At 65.0% G+C, this 14,724-nt stretch carries 14 protein-coding genes; 2 read left to right on the forward strand and 12 right to left on the reverse strand.

The window, feature by feature from the left end:
- Positions 1-11: 11 nt before the first annotated feature.
- The 4 genes from XI03_RS38370 to XI03_RS38385 all read right to left on the reverse strand — a co-directional run bounded on the left by XI03_RS38370 (position 12) and on the right by XI03_RS38385 (position 4,807).
- Positions 12-1,910, reverse strand: coding sequence for a potassium transporter Kup (locus XI03_RS38370; RefSeq protein WP_271595031.1), 1,899 nt, complete (start codon positions 1,908-1,910; stop codon positions 12-14).
- A 230-nt stretch (positions 1,911-2,140) separates the two neighbouring features.
- On the reverse strand, positions 2,141-2,971 hold the full coding sequence (locus XI03_RS38375; RefSeq protein ID WP_028145261.1) for an OmpA/MotB family protein: 831 nt from the start codon (positions 2,969-2,971) through the stop codon (positions 2,141-2,143).
- A gap of 24 nt (positions 2,972-2,995) precedes the next feature.
- Positions 2,996-3,769, reverse strand: a complete 774-nt coding sequence (locus XI03_RS38380) for a motility protein A (protein WP_018320941.1) — start codon at positions 3,767-3,769, stop codon at positions 2,996-2,998.
- Positions 3,770-3,982: 213 nt separating this feature from the next.
- Complete coding sequence (locus XI03_RS38385) at positions 3,983-4,807, reverse strand: SDR family NAD(P)-dependent oxidoreductase (protein WP_271595232.1); 825 nt, start codon at positions 4,805-4,807, stop codon at positions 3,983-3,985.
- A gap of 100 nt (positions 4,808-4,907) precedes the next feature.
- Between XI03_RS38385 and XI03_RS38390 the strand changes: the two genes are divergently transcribed.
- Entirely contained in the window at positions 4,908-5,201 is a 294-nt protein-coding gene (locus XI03_RS38390) for a hypothetical protein (RefSeq protein ID WP_028145263.1), read from the forward strand.
- Positions 5,202-5,217: 16 nt separating this feature from the next.
- Here the strand turns inward: XI03_RS38390 and XI03_RS38395 are convergent, their stop codons facing one another.
- The 4 genes from XI03_RS38395 to XI03_RS38410 all read right to left on the reverse strand — a co-directional run bounded on the left by XI03_RS38395 (position 5,218) and on the right by XI03_RS38410 (position 9,767).
- On the reverse strand, positions 5,218-5,937 hold the full coding sequence (locus XI03_RS38395; RefSeq protein ID WP_028145264.1) for an RraA family protein: 720 nt from the start codon (positions 5,935-5,937) through the stop codon (positions 5,218-5,220).
- 122 nt (positions 5,938-6,059) lie between these two features.
- Positions 6,060-6,944, reverse strand: coding sequence for a CDP-alcohol phosphatidyltransferase family protein (locus tag XI03_RS38400; RefSeq protein WP_028145265.1), 885 nt, complete (start codon positions 6,942-6,944; stop codon positions 6,060-6,062).
- An 87-nt stretch (positions 6,945-7,031) separates the two neighbouring features.
- Positions 7,032-7,754, reverse strand: coding sequence for a phosphatidylserine decarboxylase (locus tag XI03_RS38405; protein WP_256379501.1), 723 nt, complete (start codon positions 7,752-7,754; stop codon positions 7,032-7,034).
- Between the two features lie 54 nt (positions 7,755-7,808).
- Positions 7,809-9,767 carry an ABCB family ABC transporter ATP-binding protein/permease gene (locus tag XI03_RS38410; RefSeq protein WP_271595032.1) on the reverse strand — a complete coding sequence of 653 codons (1,959 nt, stop codon included), beginning with the start codon at positions 9,765-9,767 and terminating at the stop codon, positions 7,809-7,811.
- 201 nt (positions 9,768-9,968) lie between these two features.
- Between XI03_RS38410 and XI03_RS38415 the strand changes: the two genes are divergently transcribed.
- Positions 9,969-10,574, forward strand: a complete 606-nt coding sequence (locus XI03_RS38415; RefSeq protein WP_026202462.1) for a TIGR00730 family Rossman fold protein — start codon at positions 9,969-9,971, stop codon at positions 10,572-10,574.
- A gap of 4 nt (positions 10,575-10,578) precedes the next feature.
- Here XI03_RS38415 and XI03_RS38420 read toward each other — a convergent pair whose 3' ends face one another.
- The 4 genes from XI03_RS38420 to cysS all read right to left on the reverse strand — a co-directional run bounded on the left by XI03_RS38420 (position 10,579) and on the right by cysS (position 14,590).
- Positions 10,579-10,956: a VOC family protein gene (locus XI03_RS38420; RefSeq protein WP_028145268.1), complete on the reverse strand. Its 378-nt coding sequence runs from the start codon at positions 10,954-10,956 to the stop codon at positions 10,579-10,581.
- 49 nt (positions 10,957-11,005) lie between these two features.
- Positions 11,006-12,604: a citramalate synthase gene (gene cimA, locus XI03_RS38425; RefSeq protein WP_271595033.1), complete on the reverse strand. Its 1,599-nt coding sequence runs from the start codon at positions 12,602-12,604 to the stop codon at positions 11,006-11,008.
- On the reverse strand, positions 12,601-13,092 hold the full coding sequence (locus XI03_RS38430) for a GNAT family N-acetyltransferase (protein WP_028145270.1): 492 nt from the start codon (positions 13,090-13,092) through the stop codon (positions 12,601-12,603). The genes cimA and XI03_RS38430 overlap by 4 nt, the downstream gene beginning before the upstream one ends.
- Before the next feature lie 115 nt (positions 13,093-13,207).
- Positions 13,208-14,590 (reverse strand): cysteine--tRNA ligase, encoded by a 1,383-nt coding sequence (gene cysS / locus XI03_RS38435; protein ID WP_028145271.1) that lies wholly within the window; start codon positions 14,588-14,590, stop codon positions 13,208-13,210.
- Positions 14,591-14,724: the final 134 nt, after the last annotated feature.

Raw genomic sequence — 14,724 nt, forward strand, 5'->3', positions numbered from 1 at the left:
GCAGTTTCGTTCTAGATGGTGACTTGGGTTCCGACTTCAACCACCCGTCCCGTGGGGATCTGGAAGTAATCCGTGGCGTCGTTGGCGGACCGGCTGAGCGCAATGAACAAATGGTCCTGCCACAGCGGCATGCCCGACTGCGCCGACGCCTTCAGCGACCTCCGCGACACGAAGAACGACGTCGACATGATGTCGAACTGCCAGCCCTGCTTGCGCGCGATCGCAAGTGCCTTGGGCACGTTCGGCTGCTCCATGTAGCCGAAGCGCAGGCGGACTTTCGAGAACTTGTCGCTGATCTTCTCCATGCGGAAACGCTCCGCCAGGTCGACCCGGGGCGTATGCGCGGTCTCGATGGTCAGGATCACGTTGTGCTCGTGCAGCACCTTGTTGTGCTTGAGATTGTGCAGCAGCGCGGTCGGCACAAAGGAGGGATCGCTGGTCAGGAACACCGCGGTGCCCTTGACGATGTGCGGGGGCCGCTTCTCCAGGCTGCGGATCAGATCGTCCAGCGGCACCTCGATCCGGCGCGTCTTCTGGATCAGGATCCCGGAGCCCTTCCGCCAGGTCCAGATCGTTCCCGCCATGGCCACGCCGAACAGCAGCGGTACCCAGGCGCCCTCAAGCAGCTTCAAGAGATTGGCGCTGAAGAAGCTCAGATCGACGATGACGAAGGGCATGATCACGGCCGCAGCCGTGGCAGCGCGCCAGTTCCACAATTTCCAGATCACGATGAAGCCCATGATGCCGTCGGCGACCATGGTGGTGGAGACCGCGATGCCGTAAGCCGACGCCAGATTGCTGGGGGTGTGGAACAAGAGCACCAGCAGCATCACGCCGATCAGCAGCAGCCGATTCACCCGCGGCAGGTAGATCTGGCCGGCGTGAGTCTCGGAGGTATAGCGGACCTCGAAGCGCGGCAAGAGGCCGAGCTGCACCGCCTGATAGACCAGCGAATAGGCGCCGGTGATCACCGCCTGGCTCGCGATCACGGTCGCGGCCGTCGCAAGCCCGACCAGCGGCAGCACCAGGCTCTCGGGCACCATGCGATAGAACGAGTGCTCGATCGCGCTGGGATCAGACAGCACCAGCGCGCCCTGCCCGAAATAGTTGATCAAGAGCGCGGGCAGCACAAAGAACATCCAGGCCGACTGGATCGGCTTGCGCCCGAAATGGCCGAGATCCGCATAGAGCGCCTCGCCCCCGGTCACCGCCAGGAACACGGCGCCGAGGGTGACGAGGCCAATCGTGCCGTGCGACAGCACGAACTGCACGGCGTAATAGGGATTGATCGCCGCCAGCACCGAGGGATCGTCGGCGATGTGGACCGCTCCCATCACGGCGATGACGGCGAACCAGATCACCATCACCGGCCCGAAGGCCGAGGCCACCAACGCCGTCCCCTTGCTCTGGACCGCGAACAGCAGCACCAGGATGAGGACGGTGAGCGGCACCACGTAATGCTCGAGCGCGGGGGTTGCGAGCTTCAGGCCTTCGACCGCCGATAGCACCGAGATCGCCGGCGTGATCATGGAATCGCCGATGAACATGGAAGCGCCGACCACGCCGAGGGCGAGCAGGAACCAGCTCCGCCGCCCGAGCGCGCGCTGGCCGAGCGCCATCAGCGAGAGCGTGCCGCCCTCCCCGTTGTTGTCGGCGCGCAGCAGCAGCAGCACGTATTTGGCGGTGACGACGATCAGCAGCGCCCACAGGATCAGCGAGAGCACGCCGAGAACCATGACGCGCGAGACCGGCTCGCCATGGGCGGCGCCCCTGACCGCCTCGTGGAATGCGTAGAGCGGCGAGGTGCCGATATCGCCGAACACGACGCCGATGCTCCCGAGCGTAAGGGACCAAAAGCCCGAGGTGACCGGCCCGTCCTGGGTCTCGGTCTGTGTGATGCTCGCCGTCATGAAGATGGAAAACGCTTCTTCCCTGGAATTGATCCGGCGCCTTTTGACGCTTCCGGTGCGCCTGTCAATCGGCGCATCACCATAGCAGGCGCAGAGCCGGATGCTGTGACGCTGCAGCCACGCTCATTGCCAGCGCGACGACATGCCTCAGGTAGAATGGTAGCGCAAGGGGGCCTATTTTCCGGGCAGGATCTCGTCGGAAAAAGGTGCTCACCGTGCCCGGGTGATGCTCACGGCTTCAGATTCGGCGGCAGCGGCGGATCTTCGCGCATCAGGGTGATGGTCACCCGCCGGTTGGCCGCGAGCGAGGGATCGTCCGGAAACAACGGCTGGGTATCTGCCTTGCCGGAGACGGCGAAGATGTGCGACGGCGGCAGGCCCTCGCGTTCGAGGATCTGGCGAACGGCATTGGCGCGGTCGGCCGACAGATCGAAGGCGCCGTAGTCGCTGCGGGTCGGCACGAAGCCGGCCGCTGTGTGGCCGGCGATGGAGACGCGGAGCGGCGTGGCCTTGAGCGGGATCGCGAGCTTCTCGACGAGGCGGCGGGTGCGGTCATAGGGCACCTTGGAGCCGTCGGCGAACATCGAGCGGCCGTCCTGGTCGACGATCTCCAGATTGAGACCCTGCTTGGTCTCCTCGAACATGATGTGCTTGGACATCTCGGTCAGCTCCGGCATGTCCTGCAACGCCTGGCGCAGCGAGGCTGCGGCGAGCGCGAAATTGCGGTCGACCTTGATCTTCGCGCCCGACGTCTTGTCGCGATCTTCCTGGTCCGGGGTCGGCGTGTTGGAGGCATCCTCGGGCTGGATATGGTCGACGTTCTTCAGCCGCGGGCGGGTCGGCAAACCGTCGGACTCGACGATGCCGGCATAGCGCGCCTCGCTCTGCACGCCGAAGGCGTCGCGCATCGATCCCGCGACGATCTTCAGCTTGTTGGCGTCCTGCGTCGAGAACGCCACGAGCATCACGAAGAAGCTCATCATCAGGCCCATGAGGTCGGCGAAGGTCACGAACCAGCCGTGACCGCCTCCATGGGCATCGCCGCGTTTCTTCTTGGCCATGTCTCAAAATCCCGGCGGGCGGGCTTACGCCGGCACCGGCTCGCCCTCGGCGTGGCGATGCTTCTCCGGCAGGTAGGCCAGCAGCATTTCGCGCACCAGGGTCGGGCTCTTGGAGTCGCGGATCATCAGGATGCCGTCGATGATCAGCGTGCGGTTGGTCTCCTCGTCCAGCAGCTTGCCGTGCAGCTTGTCGGCGATCGGCAGACAGAACAGGTTCGCGACCAGCGCGCCGTAGAGCGTGGCGAGCAGCGCGGTCGCCATGAACGGGCCGAGCTTGGAAGGGTCGGTCATGTTGGCGAACATCTGCACCATGCCGATCAGGGTGCCGATCATGCCGAAGGCCGGAGCGCAGTCGCCGATGGCGCGATAAATCTTGCTGCCCTCGTCGAGGTGCATGAGGAAGTTGTCGCGGTCGCGCTCGAGATTGTCGCGGATGAAGTCGAGGTCATAGCCGTCGGCGACGTAGCGGATGCCCTTGGCGAGGAAGGGCTCGTCGGTCTCGACCTTTTCCAGACCCACCGGGCCCTGCTTGCGGGCGATCTCGGCGATGCGGGCGAGTTCGTCGACGAGGTCGTGCGCCGACAGGCGGCTCATGGTGAAGGCGAACTTGGCGCCGAGCGGAAGGCCGTGCAGGAGTGCCGAGAGCGGAAAGCGGATCATGGTGGCGGAGATCGAGCCGCCGAAGATGATGATCATGGCATGTTCGGAGATGAACATGTGAAGGTCGCCGCCCATGAAGATCATCATCGTGATCACGATGATGCCCGCAATGAGCCCGACGCTCGTCATGATATCCATGGGATACTCCAACGCGTACGCAACAACGGCCGTCCTGGCCGCTGGCGCGGCCCAACCCCGAACCGCATCGGAAACCCTAGAGTGCCGCCCTTAAAGCCGCGTAAAGGTTAAGTTGAGCCGGCGCGCCAGACCGGGGCAACGCATCGGGATGAGGCCGGCTTTGCCGACTGCCGACACGAATTTCAACGCTTTGCTAACCATGATTGCGGCGCGCTAGCGTGCCAGGCCCGTCAGCTTCAGGCTCAGTTCGCGCAGGCGCTTGCGGGCAGCTGCATCGTAGGCCTGCGGATTGGCACGCGCCTCGTTCATGCCGTTGAAGAACAGCCCGCTCTTGCCTGCGACATCGTCGCCCTCGACGAGGCGCAGGATCGCCGCCCCACCCTGCTCCACCGTCGAGATCGGCGTGACGCCGCCGGCGCGCACCATCGTGGTGTTCATATAGGTCGCCGGATGCAGCGCGTTCACGGTGATACCCGCGCCCTTCAGTTCGTCCGCGAGATCGATGGTGAACATGATCTGGGAGAGCTTGCTCTGTGCATAGGCACGCGAACCGCTGTAGCCTTTCGTGATCATGACGTCGTCGAAGTCGATCGGGTGCTGGCCGAGGGAAGCGACGTTGACGATCCGCGACGGCGCCGCCGCCTCGAGCAGCGGCAACAACAGATGGGCCAGCAGGAAACCGGAGAGGTAGTTCACGGCAAAGCGCAGCTCGTGACCGTCGGCGCTGACTTGTCGCTGCGGCCCATCGTTTTGCGAACCGATGCCGGCATTGCTGACGAGGACGTCGAGACGTTGATGATCGCGGATGACCGCTTCGGCGAGCGCACGCGTACCCGACATCGACGACAGATCGGCCTGGTAGAAGGTCGGCGCGGCACCGCCGGCTTTCGCGATCTCGTCGCTCAACACCTTCGCACGCGCCGCATCGCGGCCATGGATCAGGACCCTTGCACCGTCCTCGGCCAGCCGGCGCGCGACGTAGCGGCCGACGCCGTCGGTCGAGCCGGTTACCAGGATCGTCTTGCCATTCATCTTCATCATGCGTCCTCCGGCTGCGGCCCTGCGCCACGGGGGCGGAACGAGGGATGACTGCTATTCTACGGCCCTGCGGCATGCTCCATCGCGGGAGCCGTTTGCAATGTTGACGCTGTTCAGCCTTCTCACCGCGCTGCCTGCGGTGTTGGCGCTCCACCTGCTCGAGCCGGAACTCGTTCTGCCGGCCTTCAGCCTCGTGCTCTTTGCCGAGGCCGCCTTCGCGGTGATCGCAGCGCGCTTGATTCACCTTCCGGACAATGCGGAGGACATCACGCTGTGGGACCTTGCAGGCGGCTTCACCCTGATCGGGTGCGCCGCCGCGATGTTCGGCGAGCCGGATCAGGCCGCCCTGTTTCTGACGGAACAGGGTGACCCGCGACCGGTGTCGCGGCCTTAGGCCGCCTCATCACCCCTCAGTGGATCTCCGCCGAGCGCTTCAGCGCGGCCTTCAGCTTCTCGAGCGAAAAGTCGGGGCTGCGGGCGATCTCCAGAATCGGCGTCTCGCGGCGGCCGCAGAGCTCGGCGGCCTCCGGCAGCTTTGCCGCGATGTCGAGCGGGATCACGATGGCGCCATGCTGGTCGGCGTGGATCAGATCGTCAGACTTCACGGTCATGCCGGCAACGCGAACCTCGCCGCCAAAGCTCTCCGCATGCACCCAGGCATGCGACGGACCGATCGAGCCGGCCAGCGCCTGGAAGCCCGGCGCCCATTGCGGGATGTCGCGGATCGAGCCGTCGGTGATGACGCCGAGGCAGCCGAGCGCCTTGTGCACGTTGCTCTGCACCTCACCCCAGAACGCGCCGTAGCCGACGTCGGGACCATCGATATCCTGAATCACCGAGATGCGCGGACCATGGCCGGTGCCGACATATTCGTAATACTCGATGCGGCGCCTGGACTGCTCTTCGGCCGGAAGCGAGGATTTCAGCACCGAGCGGATCGCGACCGTACGGGCATAGCCGACGATCGGCGGCAGGTCGGGAAACGGGCAGACCAGTTGCTTGGTGGTGTAGCCGATCAGCCGGCGCTCGGGCGCCACGATCTCCATGGCATTGCAGATCGTCGGCGTGTCGTAGCGGCCCAGCGCTTCGAGGACGGAAGCGGGCAGCGGCCCGGTCGCTTTATCAGTCACGGCGTTCTCTCCCAGATTGGCGGTCGCTGTTGGCGCGATGCCGCCGGCACAGGGCGATATAGCCGAGATCAGGTCTCAGCCCAACTCGGGGAGCCTCATGGCAGATATCCGCGTGTGGCCGCTCAGTGCAGCCGTCCGGGCCGGTCGTCGTCCTCGTTGGGCGGCTCCGACAAATTCGCCAGCGTCGGCGCCGACGGCGGTGAGGTGACCTCGCCTCCCGACGGCGCGGAGGCTTCCATCGCGCGGGCCTGGTCGCGATAGGATTTGTAGCCGAGCGGCAGGCAGAGCAGGTACAGGACGGTGCCGGACGAGAGTACGTGCCAGGGATAGGCGATCAGCAGTGCGATGAAGACGATCACCGCGACGAACGCCGGCAGCACCAGCTCCGGCGGCACGCGCATGCGCTTGGTCTTGCCGGAGAACACCGGCAGGCGCGACACCATCAGGAAGGCGATCAGCAGCGTATAGGCCGCAGTCATCGCGGCGGGCCAGCGGCCGAGATCGAGGAACGCAACATAGATCGGCAGCAGCACGGTGATCGCGCCGGCCGGCGCCGGCACGCCAGTGAAGAAATTGGCAGCGAAGGCCGGCTTGTTCGGGTCGTCCATGGTGGCATTGAAGCGCGCCAGGCGCAGGCCGCCGGAGATCGCGAACACCATGGCGGCGATCCAGCCGGCATTGCCCAGCTCGTGCAGCTGCCAGAAATACAGCATCAGGCCCGGCGCGACGCCGAAATTGACGAAATCGGCGAGGCTGTCGAGCTCGGCGCCGAACTTGGACTGGCCCTTGATCATGCGCGCGATGCGGCCATCGATACCATCGAGGGCGGCCGCGAACACGATGGCGTAGACGGCGAGCGACATCCGCCCTTCGATCGACAGGCGGATCGAGGTCAGACCGGCGCAGATCGCCAGCAGCGTGATGACGTTGGGCACCAGCATCCGCACCGGAATCGGGCGGAACCGCCGGCGGCGTACGTCAGGGTCTTTGAAGTCATAGGGCGTCATCGCTGGTCCTCACCTCAAGGCGAGATATAGCAAGCCGCGTCTCCCTCCGCCATTGCGGCGGAAGGCCCCCACAGACCGACTTATTGGTTAATTGGCGCGGAAGGCGCGACTGGGGTCGTCTCCGGAAAGATCGGCCAAAATCGTCTCGCCGGCGATCGCAGTCTGCCCTTCCGAGACCAGCGCCTTGGTCCCCACAGGCAGATAGACATCGAGCCGCGAGCCGAAGCGGATCAGGCCGAAGCGCTCGCCGGCGCCGATCGCCTGGCCCTCCCTGACGAAGCAGACGATGCGCTTGGCGACGAGCCCTGCGATCTGCACCACGCCGATCCGCGCCGTCGCCGTCGAGATGACCAGCGAATTGCGCTCATTGTCCTCGCTGGCCTTGTCGAGCTCGGCATTGATGAAAAGGCCGGGCCGGTAGGCGATGCGGTCCACCCTGCCCGCTACGGGAGCGCGGTTCACGTGGCAGTTGAACACGCTCATGAACACCGAGATGCGCGGCAGCGGCCGGTCGCCGAGCCCGAGCTCGGCCGGCGGCAGCGCCATGGTGATCATCGAGACGCGGCCGTCAGCCGGCGACACCACAAGCCCCTCGCGCACCGGCGTCACACGGACGGGATCGCGGAAGAACAGCGCGCACCACACGGTCAGGATCGTGCCGATCCACCCCAAAGGCGACCACAGCCAGAACAGGACGAGGCTTGCCAGCGCAAAGCCGCCGATGAAGGGATAGCCCTCCTTGTGAATCGGCGGGATCTGACGCTGGATCGAATCGAGAATGGACATCGGTATCTGCCGCTCGGGGTTAATGGCACGGGTCGTCGCGCGGGCCTGTTTAGGCCAGAGTTGGGACCGGAGACAAGGTCACTCCGCCGCCGCAGGCGCCGTCAGGGCGTCATCCACCGGCGGCGGCTCCCGGTTGGGGGCCTCGCTGGTATCGGCCATCTTGGCCAGTTTCTCGCGTGCCGCCTCGGCCTCACGCTGCCTGTTCCACATGCTGGCATAGAGACCCCCTTGCGCGAGCAGCTGGGCGTGGGTCCCCCGCTCGGCAATGCGGCCCTGGTCCAGCACGATGATCTCGTCGGCCCCGACGATGGTCGAAAGCCGGTGCGCGATCACCAGCGAGGTGCGGTTCTTCGCCACGCGGTCGAGCGCGCCCTGGATCTCGTGCTCGGTATGGGTATCCAGCGCCGAGGTCGCCTCGTCCAGCACCAGGATCGGCGGCGCTTTCAGGACGGTGCGCGCGATCGCGACGCGCTGCTTCTCGCCGCCGGACAGTTTGAGCCCGCGCTCGCCGACCTGGGTCTCGTAGCCCTTGGGCGCCATGCGGATGAAATGGTCGATCTGCGCCAGCTGCGCGGCCTCTTCGACTTCGGCGTCATCGGCGTCCCAGCGGCCGTAGCGGATGTTGTAGCGGATGGTGTCGTTGAACAGCACCGTGTCCTGCGGCACCATGCCAATGGACGCGCGCAGCGAATCCTGCGTCACCGCGCGGATGTCCTGGCCGTCGATCAGGATCTTGCCGCCGGAGACGTCATAGAGGCGGAACAGAAGGCGCGAGATGGTCGACTTGCCTGCGCCCGACGGGCCGACGATGGCAACGGTCTTGCCGGCCGGCACCTCGAAGCTGATGCCCTTGAGGATCGGGCGGGTCGGCTCATAGGCGAAGCGCACGTCCTCGAAGCGCACGGTGCCGGCGGAGATGACCAGCGGCATTGCATCGGGCGCGTCCTTGATCTCGGCCTCGCGGCCGATCACGCCGAACATCTTCTCGATGTCGATGATCGCCTGCTTGATCTCGCGATAGACCATGCCCATGAAGTTCAGCGGCTGGTAGAGCTGGATCATCATGGCGTTGACCAGCACGAAGTCGCCGACCGTGTTGGTGCCGTTGCGCACGCCGATCGCGCACATCAGCATGGTCGCGGTCAGCCCCAGCGTGAAGATCACGGCCTGGCCGGTGTTGAGCACCGCAAGCGAGGTGTAGGTGTGGACGCTCGCCTCCTCGTAGCGCGCGACCGACTTGTCGTAGCGCTGCGCCTCGCGGGCCTCGGCGCTGAAATACTTCACGGTCTCGTAGTTGAGCAGCGAGTCGATCGCCTTGGTGTTCGCCTCCGTGTCGGAATCGTTCATCCTGCGGCGGATGCCGATGCGCCACTCGGTCGCGATGTAGGTGTAGTACATGTAGAGCGTGACCGTGATCAGGGTGGCGACCACGTAACGCCAGTCGAACTGCCAGAGCAGCACGGCCATCAGCAGCGAGACCTCGACGATGGTCGGGATCAGCTGCAGGATCACCATGCGCACGATGACCTCAATGCCCTCGCGCCCGCGCTCGAGCACGCGCGTCAGGCCGCCGGTCTTGCGCTCGAGGTGGAAACGCAACGACAGCTCGTGCATGTGAACGAAGGTGATGGTGGCGAGCTTGCGCACCGCATGCATGGCCACGCGCGCGAAGATGCCGTCGCGCCATTGCGTCAGCAGCGCCATCAAGATGCGCATCACGCCGTAGCTCACGGTCAGCAACAGCGGCGAGGCGATCACCCAGAGGTGCCAATTGTCAGCCTGCACCGGCGCCGTGTTGGCGCCGGTCAGCGCGTCCGTCGCCCATTTGAAGCTGAACGGCACCGTCAGCGTAATCAGCTTGGCAGCGAGCAGCAGCACAAGCGACCACACCACGCGCATCTTCAGGTCGAAGCGGTCGCCCGGCCAGATATAGGGCCACAGATGCGCCAGCGTCCCCATCAGCGTCGCCCGCTCCGGTGGTCCGCCGGGAGGAGGATCGGGAACGTCGGCGCCGTCGAACGATTGAGGTTGGTCCATCAAAAAGCCTGAAAGCCCGCCGGATGCGGGCGTCGCTGCGATTTACGATTTTCGCACGTCATATAGAGCCTTCCCGATGCCAGCGCACCCCGCCAGATGGCGATTCTTTGATTGTTTGCCGTCGTTTACCAGTAGATTTCCGGGAGTATCGAATCACCGATTGGGCTTGACGCCTCTTCGCTGCAATGCATCATGGCACCAATGAGCACGATCAAAACTGTCTGTGTCTATTGCGGCTCCGGCCCCGGAACCAATCCCCGCTTCACCGAAGGCGCCAAGGCGTTCGGCAAGGCGCTCGCCGAGAACAACGTCCGGCTCGTCTATGGCGGCGGCTCGCTCGGCCTGATGGGCTCGGTCGCGACCTCCGTGCTCGATCACGGCGGCACCGTCACCGGCATCATCCCGGAATTCCTGCGGATGCGCGAGAACGCGCTGACACGCGTGCAGGAGATGATCGTCACCCCCGACATGCACGAGCGCAAGCGCTTGATGTTCGAGCGCTCCGACGCCTTCGTGGCGCTGCCCGGCGGCGTCGGCACGCTGGAAGAGCTGGTCGAGCAATTGACCTGGAAACAGCTCGGCCGTCACGCCAAGCCGGTGCTGCTCGCCAACATCGACAATTTCTGGGAGCCGCTGTTCTCGCTGCTGTCGCACATGCGACAGACCGAGTTCATCCGCGCCGGCCTTTCGGTCGACATCCTCAAGGCCGATCGAGTCGAGGACATCTTGCCGAAGCTGAAGGCGGCCGCAGCCCAGATCGACGAGGCCGAGAAGAAGCTCGCCCCGGAAGTCGCGCGCAAGCTCTGACGTCCTACTCGCTCGGAAACGTCACCGCCTCGATCCGGTTACCATCGGGGTCGGTGACGAAGGCCGCGTAGTAGCGCACGCGATCATGCGGACGGATGCCGGGCGCACCGTCCGAAGCGCCGCCGGCGGACAGCGCTGCGGCGTGAAACGCATCGACCTCGCTTGTCGTCTTCGCCCGCAGGCAGATATGAACGCCGCTTTCGGGCGGCACGCGCGGCATGGCCTCGCGTAGATTGATCCAGAATTCCGGATAGGCCTTGCCGAAACCGACCGTGCGCGGCCGCGTGACGAGGCGCGAAAGGCCGAGGGCGGCTAGCGTTGCCTCGTAGAATTTCGCGGCGCGATCGAGATCGCTGACGCCGACGGAGATGTGGTCGATCATGCCGTGCTCCCTCCCCTCGCAATGACGGCGTTTGTGGCCACGCCGTCGCTTACGCCGGCGCGCCCGACTTCACGAGCTTGTAGATCACCGAATCCATCAGCGCCTGGAACGAGGCGTCGATGATGTTGGGGGAGACGCCGACCGTGGTCCAGCTGTCGCCGTTCTCGTCCTCGCTCTCGATCAGGACGCGCGTGACCGCGCCGGTGCCGCCGTTGAGGATGCGCACGCGGTAGTCGATCAGCTTCAGCCCCTCAATGTATCTCTGGTACTTGCCGAGGTCCTTGCGCATGGCGACGTCGAGCGCGTTGACGGGACCGTTGCCTTCGGCAGCCGAGATCAGATGCTCGCCGGCGACGTCGACCTTCACCACGGCCAAAGCGACGGTGACGCGTTCGCCATGCGAATTGTAGCGCTGCTCGACATTGACGTCGAACTGCTCGACCTCGAAATAATGCGGCACCTTGCCGAGCGTGCGGCGCGCCAACAGCTCGAACGAGGCGTTGGCGGATTCATAGGCGTAGCCGGCCGCCTCGCGCTCCTTCAATTCCTCGACGAGGCGTGTCAGCTTCGGATCGCTCTTCTCGTAGGGAATGCCGGCGCGGTCGAGCTCGGCGATGACGTTGGAACGTCCGGCCTGGTCCGAGACCAGGACCTTGCGGTGGTTGCCGACCGTCTCCGGCAGCACGTGCTCGTAGGTCTGCGGGTCCTTCAGCACCGCGGACGCATGGATGCCGGTCTTGGTGACGAAGGCGCTCTCGCCGACATAGGCCGCATGCCGGTTCGGCACCCGGTTGAGCATGTCGTCGAGCGTGCGCGAGACCTTGACAAGCGTCGCCAGCTTCTCGGCCGTGACGCCGATCTCGAGGGCGTCCGAAAACTCCGGCTTCAGCTTCAGCGTGGGGATCAGTGAGCAGAGATTGGCGTTGCCGCAGCGCTCGCCAAGGCCGTTCAGCGTGCCCTGGATCTGCCGCGCGCCTGCCCGCACCGCGGCGAGAGAATTGGCCACCGCCTGCTCGGTGTCGTTATGGGCGTGGATGCCGACGTGGTCGCCAGGGATGTGTTTCGTCACTTCAGTGACGATGGCCTCGACCTCGTGCGGCATGGTGCCGCCATTGGTGTCGCACAGCACCACCCAGCGCGCGCCGGCCTCGAAGGCGGCCCTGGCGCAGGCGAGCGCGAAGCTCGCATCTTCCTTGTAGCCGTCGAAGAAATGCTCGCAGTCGAGCATGACCTCGCGACCGGCGGCCTTCGCGGCCGCGACGCTGTCGCGGATCGAGGCGAGGTTTTCTTCCTTCGTCGTCTCCAGCGCGACGCGCACCTGATAGGCGGATGCCTTCGCCACGAAGCAGATCGCGTCGGCCTTCGCTTCCAAAAGCCCGGCCACGCCGGGATCGTTCGAGACCGAGCGTCCGGCCCGTCGCGTCATGCCGAACGCGGTGAAGCGCGCATGGGCGAGCTTGGGCTTGCTGCCGAAGAACTCTGTGTCGAGCGGATTGGCGCCGGGATAGCCGCCTTCGACATAGTCGATGCCGAGGTCATCGAGCATCGCGGCGATGACCTGCTTATCGGTCAGCGTGAAATCGACGCCGTTGGTCTGCGCGCCGTCGCGCAGCGTGGTGTCGAACAGATAAAGGCGCTCCTTGCTCATTGCGGCGCTCCGAGCGTCTTCTTCATGGTGGTGTTGGCGAGCCACTCGTCGTTGATCGTGATGCTGTTACGCTGCATGGCGACGTAGCCGCGCTTGGCGAAAAAACCCTGCGCGGTGTCGCTGGCATCGACCGAGAGGTTTTGCGCGCCGCGGCCGCCTGCAAGCTTTTCCAAAGCGTCGACCAGCAGGGTTGCGATGCCCTGCCCGCTGACGGCCGGATGCACGTAGAGCATGCGGATGTGGTCGGTACCGCGCAGCGAGGCAAAGCCAACCGGCGAACCATCGAGCGTCGCGATCAGCGTCAGGTCGGACGCGAGGTGCTTGCCGAACTCTTCGCTGTCCGCCGCTTCCATCCAGGCCTGTTGCTGCGCCTCACTATAGTCGTCGCCAGTCAGCTCCTCGATGCTGGCGGCGAAGATCGCAGCAAGAATTGGCACGTCCGCCGGCAGGAACGGCCGCAAGCCGGGCTTTGGCAAAGTCTGTCCCATCGTCCTCACCACATCCCATAAAGCTTAAGCACCAGCGCCACGGCACCAGCGAGCAGCGCGATCTTCAGCGCGATGTAATAGAGCCAGTGACGCGGGAAAGGCGTGTCGGGCCGTTTCATCGCGAAAACTCCCAGGTGGTGCCGTCCTTGGAGTCCTTGATCGCGACGCCCATTGCAGCAAGCAGATCGCGAATGCGGTCGGATTCCTTGAAGTCCTTGCGGCTACGGGCCGCCGTCCGCTCTGCGAGCAGGCGCTCGACCTCCTTGGCGTCGACGCCACTCGCCTGCTGCTTGCGGCCTTCCCACTGCGCGGCGCTCTCGGACAAGAAGCCGAGCAGGCGCAACGAGCCCGCCAGGGCACCCACGTCACCTCCACGCAGGCTGTGCAGCGCCGCGATCGCCAGCGGGGTGTTGAGATCGTCGAGCAGCGGCTCGACCACGGACGCAGCCGGCTCGCCGGGTGCGACGTCGGCCGCGACACGATACCAGTCGTCGAGCGTCTTGGCGCTCTCCTCCAGCGACTTCATGGTCCAGTCGATCGGCGAGCGGTAGTGCGTCTTGAGCATGTTCAGGCGCAGCACCTCGCCAGGCCAATCCGCGAGCAGCTCATGGATGGTGATGAAGTTGCCGAGGCTCTTCGACATCTTCTCGCTTTCGACCTGCAGGAAGCCGTTGTGCATCCAATAGTTCGCCATGCGCTGCTGGTGGAAGGCGCAGCAGGTCTGCGCGACCTCGTTCTCGTGATGCGGAAACACGAGATCGATACCGCCGCCATGGATGTCGAAATGCTCGCCGAGATGCTTCCAGGCCATGGCCGAGCACTCGATGTGCCAGCCCGGACGCCCCTCGGCCTTGATACCGGCCGGTGACGGCCATGACGGCTCGCCCGGCTTGGACGGCTTCCACAGCACGAAATCGGTGGCATCGCGCTTGTAAGGCGCGACATCGACGCGGGCGCCGGCGATCATCTCGTCGAGCGATCGCTTCGACAGCGCACCGTAGCGGGGCAGCGAGGAATTGGCCGCGTTCATCGCCTGCGGCGAGAACAGCACATGGTCCTCGGCGGCATAGGCAAAGCCGCCCTTGATCAGCCGCTCGATGATCTCGCGCATCTCGGCGATATGCTCGGTCGCGCGCGGCTCGACGCTCGGCCGAAGCGCGCCGAGCGCGTCGACGTCGGCGTGAAACTGCCTGCCGGTCTGCTCGGTGACCTTGCGAATGGCCTCGTTCAGCGGCAGGCCCGGGAAATCGCGCGCGGCGCGGTCGTTGATCTTGTCGTCGACGTCGGTGATGTTGCGGACATATTTGACGTGCGCCTCGCCATAGAGGTGGCGCAGCAGCCGAAACAGCACGTCGAACACGATCACCGGCCGCGCATTGCCGATATGGGCGAAGTCATAGACGGTCGGCCCGCAGACATACATGCGGACGTTCTCCGCATCGAGCGGCGCGAAGATGCGTTTTTCCTTCGTCAGCGTATCGTAAAGGCGCAATTCCATATGGATACCCGTCGGCTGTTGGCCGGGCGTCCGAGGCTCTCAATGCTTTTTGAGAAAAGACGGCTCCAGCCAGCGAATCGCTAGCTCGTAATCTCGCGGCAAATGGCGCAAATGGCGAGGAGACCGTTCATGCG

This window comes from Bradyrhizobium sp. CCBAU 65884 (assembly GCF_028128835.1).
In the GTDB taxonomy this organism is placed as follows: Bacteria; Pseudomonadota; Alphaproteobacteria; order Rhizobiales; family Xanthobacteraceae; genus Bradyrhizobium; species Bradyrhizobium ottawaense.

Coding starts and splice junctions, on each gene's coding strand:
- XI03_RS38370 (WP_271595031.1), bottom strand. CDS start 1,910: ATGACGGCGAGCATCACACAGACCGAGACCCAGGACGGGCCGGTCACC.
- XI03_RS38375 (WP_028145261.1), bottom strand. CDS start 2,971: ATGGCCAAGAAGAAACGCGGCGATGCCCATGGAGGCGGTCACGGCTGG.
- XI03_RS38380 (WP_018320941.1), bottom strand. CDS start 3,769: ATGGATATCATGACGAGCGTCGGGCTCATTGCGGGCATCATCGTGATC.
- XI03_RS38385 (WP_271595232.1), bottom strand. CDS start 4,807: ATGAAGATGAATGGCAAGACGATCCTGGTAACCGGCTCGACCGACGGC.
- XI03_RS38390 (WP_028145263.1), top strand. CDS start 4,908: ATGTTGACGCTGTTCAGCCTTCTCACCGCGCTGCCTGCGGTGTTGGCG.
- XI03_RS38400 (WP_028145265.1), bottom strand. CDS start 6,944: ATGACGCCCTATGACTTCAAAGACCCTGACGTACGCCGCCGGCGGTTC.
- XI03_RS38410 (WP_271595032.1), bottom strand. CDS start 9,767: ATGGACCAACCTCAATCGTTCGACGGCGCCGACGTTCCCGATCCTCCT.
- XI03_RS38415 (WP_026202462.1), top strand. CDS start 9,969: ATGAGCACGATCAAAACTGTCTGTGTCTATTGCGGCTCCGGCCCCGGA.
- XI03_RS38420 (WP_028145268.1), bottom strand. CDS start 10,956: ATGATCGACCACATCTCCGTCGGCGTCAGCGATCTCGATCGCGCCGCG.
- cimA (WP_271595033.1), bottom strand. CDS start 12,604: ATGAGCAAGGAGCGCCTTTATCTGTTCGACACCACGCTGCGCGACGGC.
- XI03_RS38430 (WP_028145270.1), bottom strand. CDS start 13,092: ATGGGACAGACTTTGCCAAAGCCCGGCTTGCGGCCGTTCCTGCCGGCG.
- cysS (WP_028145271.1), bottom strand. CDS start 14,590: ATGGAATTGCGCCTTTACGATACGCTGACGAAGGAAAAACGCATCTTC.